Origin of the sequence: Acinetobacter sp. CIP 102136 (genome assembly GCF_000369685.1) — a bacterium.
GTDB classification, from domain to species: domain Bacteria; phylum Pseudomonadota; class Gammaproteobacteria; order Pseudomonadales; family Moraxellaceae; genus Acinetobacter; species Acinetobacter fasciculus.
Window position 1 is genome coordinate 28,124 of the sequence record NZ_KB850145.1, and the last position, 16,042, is coordinate 44,165.

The 16,042-nt window shown below is 37.5% G+C and carries 15 protein-coding genes; all 15 read right to left on the reverse strand.

The window, feature by feature from the left end; translation table 11 throughout:
• Positions 1-282 (reverse strand): hypothetical protein, encoded by a 282-nt coding sequence (locus F893_RS15615; protein ID WP_005248700.1) that lies wholly within the window; start codon positions 280-282, stop codon positions 1-3.
• A gap of 10 nt (positions 283-292) precedes the next feature.
• Positions 293-2,767, reverse strand: a complete 2,475-nt coding sequence (locus F893_RS15620) for a type IV secretory system conjugative DNA transfer family protein (RefSeq protein WP_005253249.1) — start codon at positions 2,765-2,767, stop codon at positions 293-295.
• Positions 2,764-3,876: a P-type DNA transfer ATPase VirB11 gene (gene virB11, locus F893_RS15625; protein ID WP_005253250.1), complete on the reverse strand. Its 1,113-nt coding sequence runs from the start codon at positions 3,874-3,876 to the stop codon at positions 2,764-2,766. Before virB11 ends, F893_RS15620 begins: the two co-directional genes overlap by 4 nt.
• A complete protein-coding gene (virB10, locus tag F893_RS15630) occupies positions 3,857-5,275 on the reverse strand; it encodes a type IV secretion system protein VirB10 (protein ID WP_005253266.1) in 1,419 nt (472 codons plus the stop codon). Before virB10 ends, virB11 begins: the two co-directional genes overlap by 20 nt.
• On the reverse strand, positions 5,275-6,165 hold the full coding sequence (locus F893_RS15635) for a TrbG/VirB9 family P-type conjugative transfer protein (protein ID WP_005253282.1): 891 nt from the start codon (positions 6,163-6,165) through the stop codon (positions 5,275-5,277). Before F893_RS15635 ends, virB10 begins: the two co-directional genes overlap by 1 nt.
• 11 nt (positions 6,166-6,176) lie before the next feature.
• Positions 6,177-6,992 carry a VirB8 family type IV secretion system protein gene (locus tag F893_RS15640; protein ID WP_004644763.1) on the reverse strand — a complete coding sequence of 272 codons (816 nt, stop codon included), beginning with the start codon at positions 6,990-6,992 and terminating at the stop codon, positions 6,177-6,179.
• A gap of 162 nt (positions 6,993-7,154) precedes the next feature.
• The gene (virB5, locus tag F893_RS15645) at positions 7,155-7,853 is read right to left on the reverse strand and encodes a P-type DNA transfer protein VirB5 (protein ID WP_005253284.1); all 699 of its coding nucleotides are present in this window, start codon (positions 7,851-7,853) and stop codon (positions 7,155-7,157) included.
• An 11-nt stretch (positions 7,854-7,864) separates the two neighbouring features.
• Entirely contained in the window at positions 7,865-8,890 is a 1,026-nt protein-coding gene (locus F893_RS15650) for a TrbL/VirB6 family protein (RefSeq protein WP_005253285.1), read from the reverse strand.
• Between the two features lie 23 nt (positions 8,891-8,913).
• A complete protein-coding gene (locus F893_RS15655; RefSeq protein WP_005253286.1) occupies positions 8,914-9,213 on the reverse strand; it encodes a hypothetical protein in 300 nt (99 codons plus the stop codon).
• A 2-nt stretch (positions 9,214-9,215) separates the two neighbouring features.
• Complete coding sequence (locus F893_RS15660; RefSeq protein ID WP_005253287.1) at positions 9,216-11,678, reverse strand: VirB4 family type IV secretion/conjugal transfer ATPase; 2,463 nt, start codon at positions 11,676-11,678, stop codon at positions 9,216-9,218.
• Between the two features lie 7 nt (positions 11,679-11,685).
• Positions 11,686-12,012 carry a VirB3 family type IV secretion system protein gene (locus F893_RS15665; RefSeq protein ID WP_005407440.1) on the reverse strand — a complete coding sequence of 109 codons (327 nt, stop codon included), beginning with the start codon at positions 12,010-12,012 and terminating at the stop codon, positions 11,686-11,688.
• On the reverse strand, positions 12,012-12,317 hold the full coding sequence (locus tag F893_RS15670; protein ID WP_004644768.1) for a TrbC/VirB2 family protein: 306 nt from the start codon (positions 12,315-12,317) through the stop codon (positions 12,012-12,014). Before F893_RS15670 ends, F893_RS15665 begins: the two co-directional genes overlap by 1 nt.
• A gap of 134 nt (positions 12,318-12,451) precedes the next feature.
• The gene (locus F893_RS15675; protein WP_005253288.1) at positions 12,452-13,129 is read right to left on the reverse strand and encodes a lytic transglycosylase domain-containing protein; all 678 of its coding nucleotides are present in this window, start codon (positions 13,127-13,129) and stop codon (positions 12,452-12,454) included.
• Complete coding sequence (gene topA / locus F893_RS15680) at positions 13,129-15,381, reverse strand: type I DNA topoisomerase (protein ID WP_005253290.1); 2,253 nt, start codon at positions 15,379-15,381, stop codon at positions 13,129-13,131. The genes F893_RS15675 and topA overlap by 1 nt, the downstream gene beginning before the upstream one ends.
• A 283-nt stretch (positions 15,382-15,664) precedes the next feature.
• On the reverse strand, positions 15,665-15,943 hold the full coding sequence (locus F893_RS15685; RefSeq protein WP_005253292.1) for a hypothetical protein: 279 nt from the start codon (positions 15,941-15,943) through the stop codon (positions 15,665-15,667).
• Between the last annotated feature and the right edge of the window lie 99 nt (positions 15,944-16,042).

A 16,042-nucleotide genomic window follows, 5' to 3' on the forward strand; every position in this document is an offset into this window, starting at 1 on the left:
TTATTGATTAGAAATATTTTGGCGACGTGCTGCTTCGTCAATAATCATTTTGGTTTGAATATATTTGTCTGTTAGAAGTGCAATTTGTCTTTCAGTTTCAGTGCTTAAATCTTTATTTTGCTGATATACAGCTATGCTTTGCATATAGTTTTTTACAGTGTCAGGCTGATTAACCGCTTTAGATGAAAAGCCATTAGGACTGGTCACGGCTTTATTTGAAGTACAGCCCACAACTGAAAAAGATAGGGCAAGGCTGATTAATGTAAGAGAGATTTTTTTCATGATAGTTTCCTTATTTAGAATTAACTTGGTCTGAAAACGCCTGATAAACGTCATCAATATCTGAATTTTCTATAGATCCGTTTTGACCTTCATCGGCTGCAACTAGATTTTCCGCTTGTTCTGATTCATCTACTGCAACCAGATTTTCCATTTCTGCAATCATGGCCAGAGGATCTGATTCATCTGCTGCAACAAGGTTTTCCATTTGTTCTGGTTCATCTACTGCAACTAGATTTTCCATTTCTGCAATCATGGCCAGAGGATCTGATTCATCTGCTGCAACAAGGTTTTCCATTTGTTCTGGTTCATCTACTGCAACCAGATTTTCCATTTCTGCAATCATGGCCAGAGGATCTGATTCATCTGCTGCAACCAGATTTTCCATTTCGTCATGACTAAATTCAGTGTCATCAACTGCAATAAGGTTTTCCGTTTGTTCTGGTTCATCTACTGCAATTAGGTTTTCTATTGGATTTTCAGCACTAGCTTCCACCTGGCTAAAGAAGTCATCGACAATATTTTGCGCTTCAGTATCTTCTTCCCATTCAAAAGCCCCAAAGAATTGATCGACCACTTGTAGACATTCTTCAGGTTGTGGATTTTCTGGGTCTTCAAAAACTGTTTGATCTAACTTAAATTCAGGGATAACTAAGCTAGAAATATCTATCTGTTCAGCCTGTTCTACTGTAGTAATTTCAGTTATACGTTTTTCAATTTTTGCCTTATGCAGCTTTACGTCTAAATCAGGAATAGGAATTGAAAGTTCCAGATCCTCAAAGGCAATTTTTTCTAATTGCTTGTGAGTTGGAAAACCTTTAATTGCTTTCATGCTAGGAGAAACGGACTTTAGGCGATCCACAAAAGCACTGTCATTAAAATACTTAGCCTTTTCACACATGATAGGTTTTGTATTTTCCATAAAGATAATTTCTTTATCTTGCGACAATTCTTTTAACTCTTGAGGGAGCATTAAAGCTCGTCTTTGATCTGATTCATTTTCTGAATTAGAGCCACCTTGACCCCATGCCATAGAACGGCTTTGGCCTTTAGATTTTGCTTTGAAAGTGAAATAGCCAAGCATTTCACTATATTCATTGGCATCACGTTGTTCTCTAGGCGGATAAACGATTTGCAAAGCATGGTTAGTCACAAGCCCCCTAGTTTGGGTTTTATAAACGTCCTCTAGCTGGCCAATAGATTGAATAATTGTTAATAAACGAATGTTATAACCCGCGATAAACGAGTTAGCATCTGCAATTTTCGCGACTTTACCAACAGCCGTTGCTTCATCATTCACGACTAAGCACTGATATTTCAAAGATGAATCTTGTTGTGGCAGTGTTTTTAGATTCACATCAATTAAGAGTGAATAGAACAAATTGATTAAGTTCTTAGCATCCCCTAAACGGTTTGGTTGAACACCAAAATAGATAGACATTCTTTGTCTGCGTACATCTTCAAGTTTAAAGTCACTTGATGAAGTTGCAGCGTCTACAATCGGGTTCGCAAAAATCGTTAAAGGTGAGGTAAAAGTAGAAATGATGTTACCGAGCGTATTGTCTGGTGAACTTAAAAAACGGTTTAAAGCATCTAGGCAAGTATCACTAAGCGGTTTATCACTTTGTGCTCTTTCATCAATAATAGATCTAATATGATCCTGAATTGGCTTACCTTTACCTGAACTCTGTCTTAAAACCTCGCCCATAGTTACAGGCAGATCTTCAGTTTCAAATAGATATAGGGCTAGGCCAAGAAATAAGTTATTAGCATTGTCATTCCAGAAATCGGTTTTAGCATCACCAGTCACAGGGTAGAAGCTTCGACCAATAGCAAGAATTTCACCTACTCTAAAATTTTCGTCATGACTAACGGTATCAAATGGATTCCATTTGTGAGATTTTAGATCTTCAGAAAATGGGCTGAATAGATAAACTTTCTGTCCATTCTTAGCACGAAATTTAGAAGTTAATAGGAAGTTTTCAAGCTTTAAATCCAATACAACTACACTATCCGAATAGTTTAGAAGGTTAGGAATAACAATCGCTACACCTTTACCGCTTCGTGTCGGAGCAGCCAGAAGTACAAATTGCTGACCGCCAAGCATTAAATATTTATTATGATATTTTCCTACTAAAATTCCCTTATTTCCCATCAATCCAGATTTCTGAATTTCTTTTGTTGTGGCAAATCTGGCATCACCATGTAACGACTGTTTTTTATTAAACAGACTAGCAATTACTAAAGCAGGGAGAACAAAAGTGATAAATAGTGCAGCGATCAAGGCACCTTGCAGCTTTTTCTTTTGTGCAGGTACATTGTGTGCATATAAATCCCAATAATACCCCCACGTTGTCAGATTCACTTCAGGAAATGGATTGGTCTTATTAGCTAAGTAATAAAGAACACCGGCCAGATATTTAGTAATAAAGAAACCAACGACCGCTAGAAAAATCGCAAGGAGTAGAATCAGGATCTTTTTATTCATGCTCGATCCCCGACAATAATTTCAGCATCACCAAATTGAGCCTTAACTTTAGAAACAGGATCAAATTTGATTTCAGAAATAAAGCGTTCTTTACCTATTAAATTACTTTCATCATCGTATTTTTTCTTCACTTCAACATGAACAATAATATCAATGGTTAAAGCAACTAATTCCTTTAGTGTAGTGGCATCGTAGATATTTGCTTGTTCATGTTCTTTGCACATAAAGACATAGCGATCATAAGCCAGTGAACAGCTTTCAGCGTGATAACTTGTAATAGATCCACTGTGACCAGTTGTAAGCAATTTCAGAAAGTCAAAAGCTTCTCCACCACGTAATTCAGCAAGTAATACACGGTCTGGCTTCATACGCATATTACTAGCGATCAGATCAGATGGAGTTACCTTAGCTTTACCTTGACCACCTTTAGAATAAAGTAGGTGAACCTTGTTTTCATGTGGAACAAAAAGTTCACGTACATCTTCAATAGTGACAAGACGTTCATCTTTAGGAATGTACTGACAAATTGCCTTCATGAAAGTGGTTTTACCAGAACCAGTATCACCAACAACTGCAATATTTTTCTTACATTGAACAGCGAATTTAAAAAATCCCTCAAGATCTTTGTTTTCTAAAAACTGGACTAGCTTAATATCTTCAGTACGTAATACAGGTTTAAACTGCTCAAACTCTTTAGATTTCCCATATCTGAAGTGGTCAAAAAAGCCTTGATCTTTATATTCCTGAAATGATCGGTTTGACTCGTCAGGAATACGGATTGTCATTGATACCGTTCCATTTTCAATGGCTGGCGGTAGAACAATCTGAATACGCTCTCCATCAGGCAATTGAGCAGATAATATAGGGTTTTCTTGGCCAATCCGTTGATTGGTATAGGTAGCAATAACATTAGCTAAAGCTGTTATTTGCGCCATTTCCAGATTTATAGAATGCTTTTCCCATCCTTTATTAGATTCAGTCCAAACTTCGTTAGGTGCGTTAATTGCAATTTCAGTCACCCCTTTAGTTTTTAAGAATTTTTCTAATGGAAGTAATAGCTGTCTAACCATTACATCCTTGCTTAAAACATTATTTTGCGCGGAGTTCATACACACCTCTGAAATCAATATCTTTGGCCACGTAAATTGAAGCTACATCACCCTGATTTTTATAAATTGTTGGCTTGATATTGATTGTTTCATTCAACACTGTTTCAGCCATTGATTTACCCATGTCTGAAGTGTTTTGAAGCATATAAGGAGTGCTATTGTTCCCGCCTGTTTCTTTAGAAATACCGTAAGCAATAGCGTCTTGAACTAAAGAAAGCATAAACGCTGCACCGATACGTGCCCCCCAACGGTTATCTACTCGACCACTTAAACCACCTGTTCCTAAATGGTCTGCTGCGGGAGAATCAATATCGACAATAACACCATGCGGAGTTTTTAAGCGTGACCAGATGATACCTAAACGTCTTTGCCCTTGTGCTGCAATACTTTTGTATTCTCCAATGACTTCAGATCCCGCTTCAGCAAGGACTACACGACCATTATCAGAATAAACAGGTTGTGGAAGGACACATGAAGCCATACCGCCAATTTCTGAAACGACTTTAACTGACAGGTTGCAACGGATTACACGACCTTTAGCAATTAAGTAATTTCGATCCCCAATAAACCTAGCCTGGACTTTATTAGAGGAATGATTGGCCATGTTAGTTGTAGCTTGTTGTGGCTGATGCTGCTGCATAGGTTCATCATCATTCGCTAAAGACATCAAACCAGATCCAGAGAAATTACCAGAACGGCTATTACTATTCTGATCCTGTTCAAACTGTTTCATCATGCCTGTTACTTGGTTATAAGCTGCTTGTTGATTCATGCTTGACGGCTGACCAACCGCCCCGCCTTGTTGTGAAGAATTGACAAAGATACCGCCACCGTAACGGCTTCCATTATTTAAAGGTACATATTGAGCTTGTTGTTGTGGCTGTGGCTGAATTACTACAGGTTGATTTGCTGCTTGCTGTTCAACTACTGGCGCAGCTTCAGGCTGTCTTAAAATCTGCTGACCATTTTGGCATTGAAAAACCAACATTCCGTTATAAGTTAAAGCATTGCCGTTATTGTCTGTTAGCTGTCTAGGAATACTTTTATCTTGACAGGCATCGATGCTTTGAAATTGAGCATTTTGACCTGCATCCATTGGAACAGGATCAGTATTAGTAAAATCCCGTCTTTTAGCTGAAGCATCTAGGCTTGGATCAATCTGACTTTCTTTTAATTGAGCTGCTTCTTCAGCATCACTACTATCTGAAAAAAAGTTATAGGCAAAGACCGCTATAACTGTAAAAAGTACCGCCATAACTGCAATAAACGCTATTTTTTTACCTTTTCCATCTTCCTGATCCCCACGTTCATTGACAGACACAATGCCATTTTCTGATTCTTTAAATTCTTCATCAGGAGCTTTTTGATCATCTAATGGTTTTTGATCATTAATATTCATTAGTTCATATCCCCAGTAATGACACGTTTAACACCCTCTACAGTAGTGCCATCTTGAGGAGCAACACCGACAGGATCATAAGATTCATTGAAAATACTCACTACGCCTTTTCCTTGACGTAAAACAAATTTTTTAGCTAGAGCTTCAACAATCAAAAGTTTTGGATCTTCTTTACTGATATGGAAATTAACTTTTTCTTCCCCTTCCGTACCGTCAATAAATACGACTGGAATATCAGTATTTCCTTTAAAACGCATATAGGTAAAACGACCGTCATCAAATAGCATTTCTGGAACAAAATGCTTCCCTTTTCTGTTTGCAGCTTGACGATAATTCCAATTTTTAGGGATAGGCGCAGCATTGGCTAAACGATGCTGTAAAACCAAAAATTCAGTAAGCTGGCTTTCTTCTTTTAATTGTGCTGTATAAGCTTTATAGCGTTGAGCTTCTTGCTGTTTACGTTTTTCTTCTTCTTGTGGGTATTTAAAGACAACACGATACATCGGTTTTTCTTTGGCATTATTTAGAACTTGAAAATCAAAACTATAATCACGCTTATTAGTGCGTAACTCTAAGTTATTCCGAGTAGCCTTATCCTTTGGCTTCACCCATACTAAATTTGATCCAGTATCCGCAAAAATACACCAATTGGTGTCATCCTTTTCACAGTCTGAAGGGTATCCAGTAGCAGCACCACGCTCTAAAATTCTTTCACCTTCACCTAATACAATGCGGGTTACAGTGCCTTTTTTGACAGTAATTCGATAAACATCATTAGGAACATAATTGATTGTTCTAATACGTGAATCGGTAGGCATAGCTTTAGGCGTAATTGCTGCATAAGAGATCCCATGCACAGCCAAACCCAAAGCAAGAATTAATTTTTTCATGTAATGATCCTTTACATTCCTTGTTGAGCTTGTGGCTGAACAGCAGCCCCGCCTTGTTGAATCGGAACATAGACTTGCTGACTAGGTTCAACAACCGCAGCTTGCGCTACAGGTCTGTTAGGAGATAGTTCAGGATCGACACGATAGCCCACGACCTTAAAGCCGAATGGATTTTTAATTAGATCTTTTTCTACCAGTTTATTTAGATTGTTCGGAGCATATTCATATCGAATACTTGCAATATAATATTGTGGCTGTTCATCACGATTAGCTTCGACTGAATGCAAAGTCTTAGTGAAGCGGACACTAGCGGTAAAACCTGTTTCATCCTGATTAGTCTGGACAGAAATCACATCAACTTTTAATTCATATTTTTTGCCGTACTTTTTATCTCTTGCGCTATCACCTTCATAGAGTGAAGCAAAGTCATTACCGACCTGATTACTGCTCATAGTCATGACTAAATCATAATCTGGCTGTAATAACGGATAGAAATAACTCTCACGGGCGGTTACATAGCGAGTAATGTTATTTTTATCAATTAATTCTTGTTTGCCTTTTACTTGCTGATCATCAACAACGCCCACGTATTCAACATTTCCTTGAGCTTTATCTACTGTGAAAACAACAGGTACAGTCTGGCGCATTGGAGCTAATGTCACTAATCCAATGGCTTCTAAGACGGCCACGCCCACCGCTACTTTTGCAATAGTCCAAGCTTTACGTTCTGACTTAGCCCGCATCGCAATAAGATCTGCTTCCCAATCCATAGCTTTTTCATAGCTTTTTGCTTCTTCAGCAGCAGATACTTTTTTAAGTTTGTTCATGATAGACCCGATAGACCCTATTAGAGTTATTTCTCTAAGTATGCCAAAAAATATAAAAATCGTAAACCAAAATAATATATTTTGGTTTTATAAATTCAATGTTTTCTGAAAAATTGAAAAAAAATACCCATTTCAAAAGAAATGGGTATTTTTTTTAAAAGTTTAGTTACCAGAGTAGCCGTCAAGAATGTTGCCTTTTTGGGCAGCACGTTTTAATCGGCTTTCAATTTCAAGCTGTTGTGCTGCATCTTTTTGCGCTTGCGCTTGCGCCTGCATCAAAGTAATTCGGTTTGCATCATTAGCAACTTGTGACTGTTCCGCTTGAATCCTAGCCTGTAACTCAGCGATAGCTTTAGCATCAGTAGTGTTATTGATCTGTTTACGCAGATTATCAATTTGCTCAGTACGCAGATCCGCAACACCTAACGCTTGCTGATTTAAAGCCTGTGTTTGTGCATTGTTATTTAATGCAGCTTGACAGGTTTTATAGTTCTGGCCAGTTCTAGAAGCACAGTCATAAACCATTGTGGCATCACGAATGTTTCTAGCTGCTGAAGTCATACCATTGACACCGCCTTGTTGGATACCTTTATAAATGTCAGCAACATCACTTGGAATCACGTCTTTAAGATATGGATTATTGACAGCATCACCGAAACCACGAATACCAGTAATGGAGTCATATTGCTGTTTTGCCTGTTGGATCTGGTTCACCATCTGATTGTATTGCTCACCCCAAGCCACCATATTTTGAACAGCTTGAGCAAGGTTAGCACCGTCAATGACAGGAATACCTGCTTTGGCTTGACCGCTAATAAACAAAGATGAACCTAAACCCAAAGCTAACAATTGTTTTTTCATTAGAAAAATTCCTATTTGTTTCTTTTGAGGTTAGAGAGAGTATGTCGTTGATATAACGGCTTAGATCCTCCTGTATTCGAGCTATTAGAATTATTAGAGCTGCTAGAATTCCCTTGAACACTTCCTCCAGTGGTAGAAGTAGATGAAGCACTGTCAGATTTTGAATTATTACCGCCACCACCTTTAGTAATAGCTTGAGCTACAGCACGACCAACACCTTGAACACCTGCCCCACCTGTAATGGCTGAAGCCATCGTTGGAATATTCCACATGATCACTACAATAGTTCCCGCAACAATACAGAGGGAAACTACAGAAGTAAGAATGTCACCCGAATCAAAGTTATTAGCGATTTGCGTACACATGCCTGAAACGAAGGCAAAGAGCATACTGATAATTGCTGTGATAAAGCCTATGGTGAAAACATAGCTCAAAGTTTGGGAAAGCCAACTTTCAAAATATTTTTGTGTAGCAGGAAACATTGCACAAAGAATGAATATTGGACCGACCCCTAAACATAGTTGCAGACTGATTTTTGCAAGCAGATATAGACCAGTGCCAATAAAGAACAATAAGAATTGAGCAACAGAAACAACAGCAGCAGATAAATACAAACCAATATCAGGAAAAACACCAGAAGCAGATTGAGCTTCCTCACCTAATTTTTGGATTAATTCACCCCACGGCACACTCACTTGATCCAGTAAAGCACCCAGCGAAGTTTCACCGCCTGGACTAACAATCTGAATTAATCCGATAGCTAATCCGTTAATAGCTTCAACAACAAAGGATTGATAGACTCCCGCACTTAAAGCAATTCCACCAACAAAAGCGATCTTAAAAAACTTCCATAAAGCGGTATAAATAGAATCTTCTTGAGCACCAGTCGCAATATTGTAGCCAATGATTAGGATATAAATTGTTGCAGCAGTCAAAGCTATAGGAACAATTGCAGAAGCGATATTACTACTAACACCTGTCACGTAACTTGCTAATAGAGAATCAATTTTTGTTTCTAATGTAGTAATAATTGCCATTGCAATCCCCTATGAATACTTAATTATTTTGAATCTGGGTTATATCCATCGAGGATATTTCCCGATCCTTTTTTAGTTTCTGGTTCTATTGGTTTTTCAAGTGCAGAAGGATCATATTCATCAAGAATATTGCCCTTTTGGGATGCTCTATCCTTGCGCTGCTTCAGTTCTTCTTGCTGTTCAGCAGTTAAGTCTTGAGGGTTCAGTTGTTGTGCAGCTTTCACTTCTCCTTTTAACTGTTTAACCTGTTCCTTTTCATCGGAACATGCAGTTGTTAAAGTAGAAATAACTAACAAACTTGATAGTGCTAAAAACTTAGTCATGACTAAGCAACTCCTTTTTCTGAAATTAATTTTTTACGTTCTGCGATCCGTTGTAAGAAAAGTTCGCCCCAATCGTTAGGATCTTCACCAACTTCATTCATGAGATTTTCGAGCAATTCCACATTGTCCTTAGAGCCTGAAATAATCTGTAAAACGTCACGCATTTCACCTAGATCCATTTTACAGAGTGCGGAACGGCTACCCTGCTTAACTAAGAACATGCGTGAGTTTTCTTCTAGCTCTTTAATAATTTCAAATTCTTGCGGAGTGACCTTAAAGCCGTTTACATAGTCATCGTAATCAGCACGAGGATTAGGTAAAAAGATTTGAGTAACGCTTTGTTCAACCATTGTTTTACCAATATCAGAATCTAATACGTCACTTGGGGATTGCGTCATAAAGACACCTAGACCATTCAGTTTACGAATAGTTTTCTGCTTATCTTTGGCAAAATCTTTGAAATATTCATCTGTTAATGGCTTCCAAAACTCGTCCATCCAATAAATAAACGGACTACCATCAATCAATGAATCTGTGATGTGTAATAGATAGGCCATGATTGGTGTACGGACTTCTGGATCATCCAAAAATTCCGTGTAGTCATAACCAAAGATTGGCATTTTGGCTTTAGAAAAGTCTTGAGTATCGTATGGATTATCAAATACCCAAGATAAATTTCCGTCATGATCAGCAGTGTTACACCATTTAGCTAAACGATCCTGAAGCGAATCACCCCCGCCATTTACTTTCAGATTCATATATAAAGCTGAAAGTCTGCGGAGTTCTAACGGCATATCATCACGCATAATGGTACGAACAGCCTGACTGATTTCCAGATCTTCAGCAGCATTACGAACGCCACCTACCAGAATTTTTACAAGCTTTTCTACAAACTGAATATTTGTTTCAGTCGGTGGTAGCTGCAACGGATTAAAGCCAGTTGGTACACCACGCTCTAAGGCATAGTATTGACCCCCAATCCGTCTAATCCCAATTTCTGCGCCCCTATCTTTATCAAAGAAAACACCCTTCAAATTTTTATACTTACAAGCAAACATCATCATGGCCATGACTAGGGTTGTTTTCCCCACACCAGTTGTTCCAATGACACACGTATTACCTGGCATCTTGTCATCTGTAGAATCTTGCTTATCAGGGCTGACATGATGATTAAAGTAAAATGGTTGGCCACTTGGAGTTTTAAATAAAGCTAGTGCTTCACCCCAAGGATTGCCGTCACGCTTACCTCTTGCGAAGTTATGAAAAGGGCTTAAAGCAGAAAAATTTAGGCTTGTGAGATATGCTTCTCTTGGACGCATATTAAAGTTACCCGCTAATTGCGAGAACCATGCACATTCAGGAACAGTATCAATTACAGCCATTTTGAACCCTGCTTCATCTGATAAAGCAGTTCTGGCACTCGAAACATTTAGAGCAACTTGATTTGGTGAATCGCCAAAAATCGCAAGCGTATAGTGATATTCGCCTAACTGGAAATTCCCGCTATTAGCTTCACTCATAGCCAGATCAATATCACGAATCTCTTGATCTGAAACGTCCTCTACAGAATTTAGTTGGCCTTTAATTGTTTTTAATTTATCTACAGCATCACGCTTGCCATAAACTGTGAAACTTTGAGTTTCAATGTATTCATAGTTTCCATACAGGATGGAATTGCACATTCCTGATTCTGATAAACGTGGAAATTCTTGAATATCCAGAAAGCCTACATATTTTTGCGCTTCAGGATGTTTAATCTGTAAATAGCCATTTTTGTCACCAAAGAACAAGCGACTACTTGGAATATATTGATCAAGATTAGCCTGTCTTAAAGGGATTTCTTCCCAAACACCATTAGTTAAAAAACCAAGCAGATTACACACTTCGGAGTAGACAAAACCTTTCTTGGTATAGGTCGCCAGACGTTCTGGATTGTAGTGATATAGACTTGCTTCAACCTGTTTGGCTACATCATCCAAAATATCGAGATCCCGCTTAATCTGCTTTTTCAGGGCTACTGGATCACGACTAGCTTTACTCTTAAAAATCTTTGTTAATCTGGAAATTTCAGGACGATAAAGAATTGTTAAATACAATTCAGTAGCCATCTGTTTATTCTTTTCACCCTGAAACTGCTGATAATATCTTTCATTAAAATCAGCAATAAAATCATTTTCATAAACGCCATTTAGACGTTCATTAACTCCCCTACGAATCTTATGCGTCCAAACAGCAAAGTGACCGCCACCTAAAGCACGATAAAAATTATTTAATCCTTCTTTACGGATTCTAATAATATCGGCTTCAACTGTTTCAAACGAAATGCCTTCTAATTTCCATGTAGCAATGTATTCACCATTTTTAAGCTTAATAACATTGTTGGAAACATGATTACCAAACGGCAGATAGTCTGAAATTGCGACTTCAGCATTTGCGCTATCTTTAACTTGCTGTTTTGAACGCATGATATTGTTATTTCCTTTTCTTTAATTTAAGTGGCGAAAATGAGATTGCTCCCCATTTTTGATGGTTCTGGATCTGTTTCCCTCTTATGCGCCACCGCATCAATACTTGCTTTAATCGTTGGTCATCTACTTTTGTTATTGCCCGCATCCAGAAGTAAATAGGCACATAAATAGCTGCTATAAATAAAGTCACATAGGCACTAAGTAGATAAAAAGACCAACCCGCTAAAAGAATTGCTACCCCCGTCACCAACAAAAAAGGCAACATTGGAACGCCAAAAAGCATGGCAGGACGAGTGCAACCCCTGAAAATTGGATCAGAAAAATTCGACATTAGTTAATCAGCCAAGCAGCGATACCCGCAGCACCACCTACCAAAATGCCCCCAATAACGATGTTAGAAATGTCTGACCACTTTGCTTGTTGCCAAGCCAATTTAAAGCCAGCCCACATGATAGTGATGGTAAATACAGTTACAGCCACACCCGCTAAGACTGACTGAACATTAGCCATAACCGTATTAACTTTTGAGATTTGAGCAAAAGCAGGGCTTGAGATTAACGTCATGAACAACATCAATACGCTTGCTTTGATACCAGTCGTTTTAGTCGTTGTTATTTGGGTTTGATTTGCTTTCATTATTTTCTCCAAGTGAAGCAATTAAGACCTAGCGCATTAAGTACCAAGAACAATATTTTTGGAAAATCAAATATTGCTCATTGGTACTAGATATTTAATATATTACACTAAGTTTTAAACTTTTTGAAAATATTTTAAAAGATCATAGAAGATTTTAAACTTTTTTCTTTTTCTTTAAAATATGTGCCGTTAGTTAAGAAAAATGAAGGTCGTTTCTCCACTACTGGAAGGCTTTGAAGTTCTGTATTTTCGGTATATCCACTGGAGTTAGGCATATCTGCATTAGTAGCAAAATATGCAAGCTGTTCCGAGCTATTCATAGGAGGTGAAGGAGGATTGAATTTTACAGGCATGGTATTGAGTGAACCATTAGCAAAATAATTCAAATTTCTTGATACTTTCGCTACATACCCATTTCTAAATCCTGATGAATGGTTGCCAGTGTTATAGCAAGACATAGCTTTATAAATATCTTTGCCTTTTGCCCTATTTCGGCAGTCGTTAAAGATAAATTGCATTGCGCTTAGATTAGTGCAGGGATCAAAAACTTGCTCGACACTAAGATTTAGTCTTTTGAAATTAGCACTATTAATTTGAGCAAAACCAACATCAATATTTCGTCCCTGGCTAATTAATCTTTTGGCCACAGATACAGCTTCTTCATAGCTAGTCGGCTGTTTTTTAAGACCTGCGGCACGATTAACCCCTATCGCAAAAGGATTAAATGAGGATTCAGATTTAACAATTGCAGACGCAATATTTACATCAACTTGTGGCGCACATTGTTGTGCCAAAACTACGAAATCAATCATTACTTTTTCACCTCAAATTTTGGCTTACCTTTTTGATCTGGATAAGTAGCGGAGCACCCATTTTTATAGTTGGTACACCCCCAAAAATAGCCATTTGCCCCATTGATCCGTCTTAAATCACTGGCACATTGAGGACATGAATAGACTTCAAGAAGTGGCTTTTTATTAACTTCAGGCAAAAAGACTTTGCAATCTGTTTCCCGATTAGGACAGAACCAGATCGGATCTTTACCTTCTTTTTTGGATCTGAATAATGGCGTTGAGCATTTAGGGCAAGGATATTTGATTTTCTCTACTGGCTGACCTTTCTTGTCATCCATCGAGTGCTTACATTCCTGATCATTGCAGATCCAAAAAAATTCTTTAGTTTGCGAATTTTGGAATTTATTTAAGCGACCTGTTTTACATTTAGGGCATGAATGAATAACTTTTTCGACTGGTTTACCCTTGTCGTCATCCATCGAGTGCTTACAGTCCTCATTGCTACAAATCCAAAAAAATTGATTGGTTTTAGTATTCTTAAATTTTTTTAAGTGGCTTTTACACTTTGGACAAGGTATTGCGTTTATAGCTGTCAGTTTTGAAGCTGTACTTAGCTCTTGAGCAAGTTGAGTGTATAAGGCAGAAACAACCGAATTATATGAAGTTTCACCTGATGCAATTTTATCTAGCTGCAACTCCATCTCTTTTGAATAGTGCAGATCCAGAAAGCTAAACTTAGCTTTTAACAGACTACCAATTAGATCATTCCCTAATTTAGTTGGTTTTAAGACTTTCTTTTCTACCTCCAGAAAGCCCTTATTCAGAATATTGGCCATGATTGATGAATAAGTAGAAGGGCGACCAATCCCGCAACTTTCCAATTTTTTAATTAGTGAAGCTTCTGTATAGCGTTTTGGTGGCTTAGTTTGTTTTGCAATAACTTCACCGCTTTCAACATCAACTACAGAACCAACCTCTAAGACCGGCACCACGCCTGAAGGCTCGGTTTCATCTTCATTCAGGCAGTCTTTACCAAAAACCATCCACCCTTTTTTTATTAACTCACGGCTTTTAGCATGGAACTTATATTTTCCATCTTCAGACAGTAACTCCAAAGTAACGGCTTTATATTCAGCTTTGGCCAATTGACTTGAAATAGTACGTTCCCAAATCAATTGATATAAAGCTTTTTGTTCTGGTGACTTTCCTAGATCTTTATCAATTATGTGAACAGGTCGGATTGCTTCATGGGCATTTTGCGCCCCATCTTTTTCCTTAAACTTATTAGGCTTTTCAGGTAAAGAAAATTGATGTTCATTAGCATAAGCAAAGATTTCTTCTACACTTTCAACAGCTATGTTTAGGCCGTCAGTCCGAATGTAAGTAATTGCCCCCTGTTCAAATAATGCCTGTGCTGCTTTGGTTGTTTGTTGAGGGCTAAAGCCTAACACTACACTAGCAGCTTGTAAAAGTAGGGCTGTAGAGAACGGAGAAGGAGCATTTGAATACTCTGTTTTTTCAGTGCAGTTTAAAACTTTTACTTTCTTAGTTTTTGCAACTTCTTCAGCTAAGGAACGATCTAAAACATAAGGCTGATCCTCAGTTACAAAATCCGTTGTAACCCATTGCGAGATCCATTTTTTAGGCTCTTTATCAAAACTCAAATTAATGCCAAAGTGGTTAGTAACTTTGAATTTCTGGATTTCGATTTCTCTAAGGACAACGATTAAAACAGCAGGAGATTGTACCCGCCCCGCAGATGAAACCTGACCCATAAGATTAGATGCAATAGGGGAAACTAGATAGCCCACCAGACGATCTAAAGCCCTACGTGCTTCTTGAGCATATACAAGCTGATAATCTAAACAACGCCCATTATTAATGGCTTCTTTAATAGCTTTTTCTGAAATCTCATTAAATTCTATTCGTTCAAATTGACCATCTTCCAGACCTAAACATTCTTTTAAATGCCATGAAATAGCTTCACCTTCCCTGTCTGGATCGGTAGCTAAATAAATCTTGTCTGCTTTATTCAAAAAGGCTTTTATTTTTTCAATACGTTTTTCGCCACCGTCAAAAGTTCTGTCATTAACTTTGGCATCAGGAATAAATGAATATTCCATTGCAAAATCATTGGCAATATCAATACCTAAGCCTTTTCTTGGTAGATCCCGCACATGGCCAACACTGGCCACAACTTTAAAATCAGATCCTAAATAACTTCCAATTTTTGAACATTTGTTAGGAGATTCAACGATTACAAGATTCATGGGTTATTTCCAAATTGAGAAATTTAGGAAACTCAAAAGCCCACAAAGAAAAGATGAATATAAGAAAGCAACTACCTGAAATTTAGTGAAATCTACAAGGATTTCTAAAAGCTGTGCATCTTGTGGCATGAAGCACACAAGATAAACACATGAAATAACTAGAAAAAATTTTAAAAAATTTCCATATTTATTTAAACTTATTGCCATTTTCTCAAATCCCATCTTAGAGCTTTAAAGAATACAATCCAAAATATATCATATTGGAAATGGCTTTTGTATCTTTTTACTTAATTCTTATTATTTTTACTTCTTCTGTATAGATTTTTTCTTTCAAGAAATCATTAAGCCTAGTCAGATCCTTAAAAATCCTAGCTTTATCTTTTTCTCGTCTGGTTGTTAAAGTCCAAACCTTTTGGCCTGACCATGCCAGTTTTGCTGTGATAAAAAATCCATCCTCAAATTCATTAATAATTAACTCTTTAATAAATCCTTGTTTATTAGATTCTTCTAGCACCACCTCTGAAATAGAAAAATCAGGATCAATATTTATAAAATCAGTCATCCATAAAACCTTTTAAAGCACCCATTACAAAGGTGCATTATCATCAATTTAGGTAATCTTGGTAAAGTTTTTTAAAAAAATTTAAATAATTTTAAATAA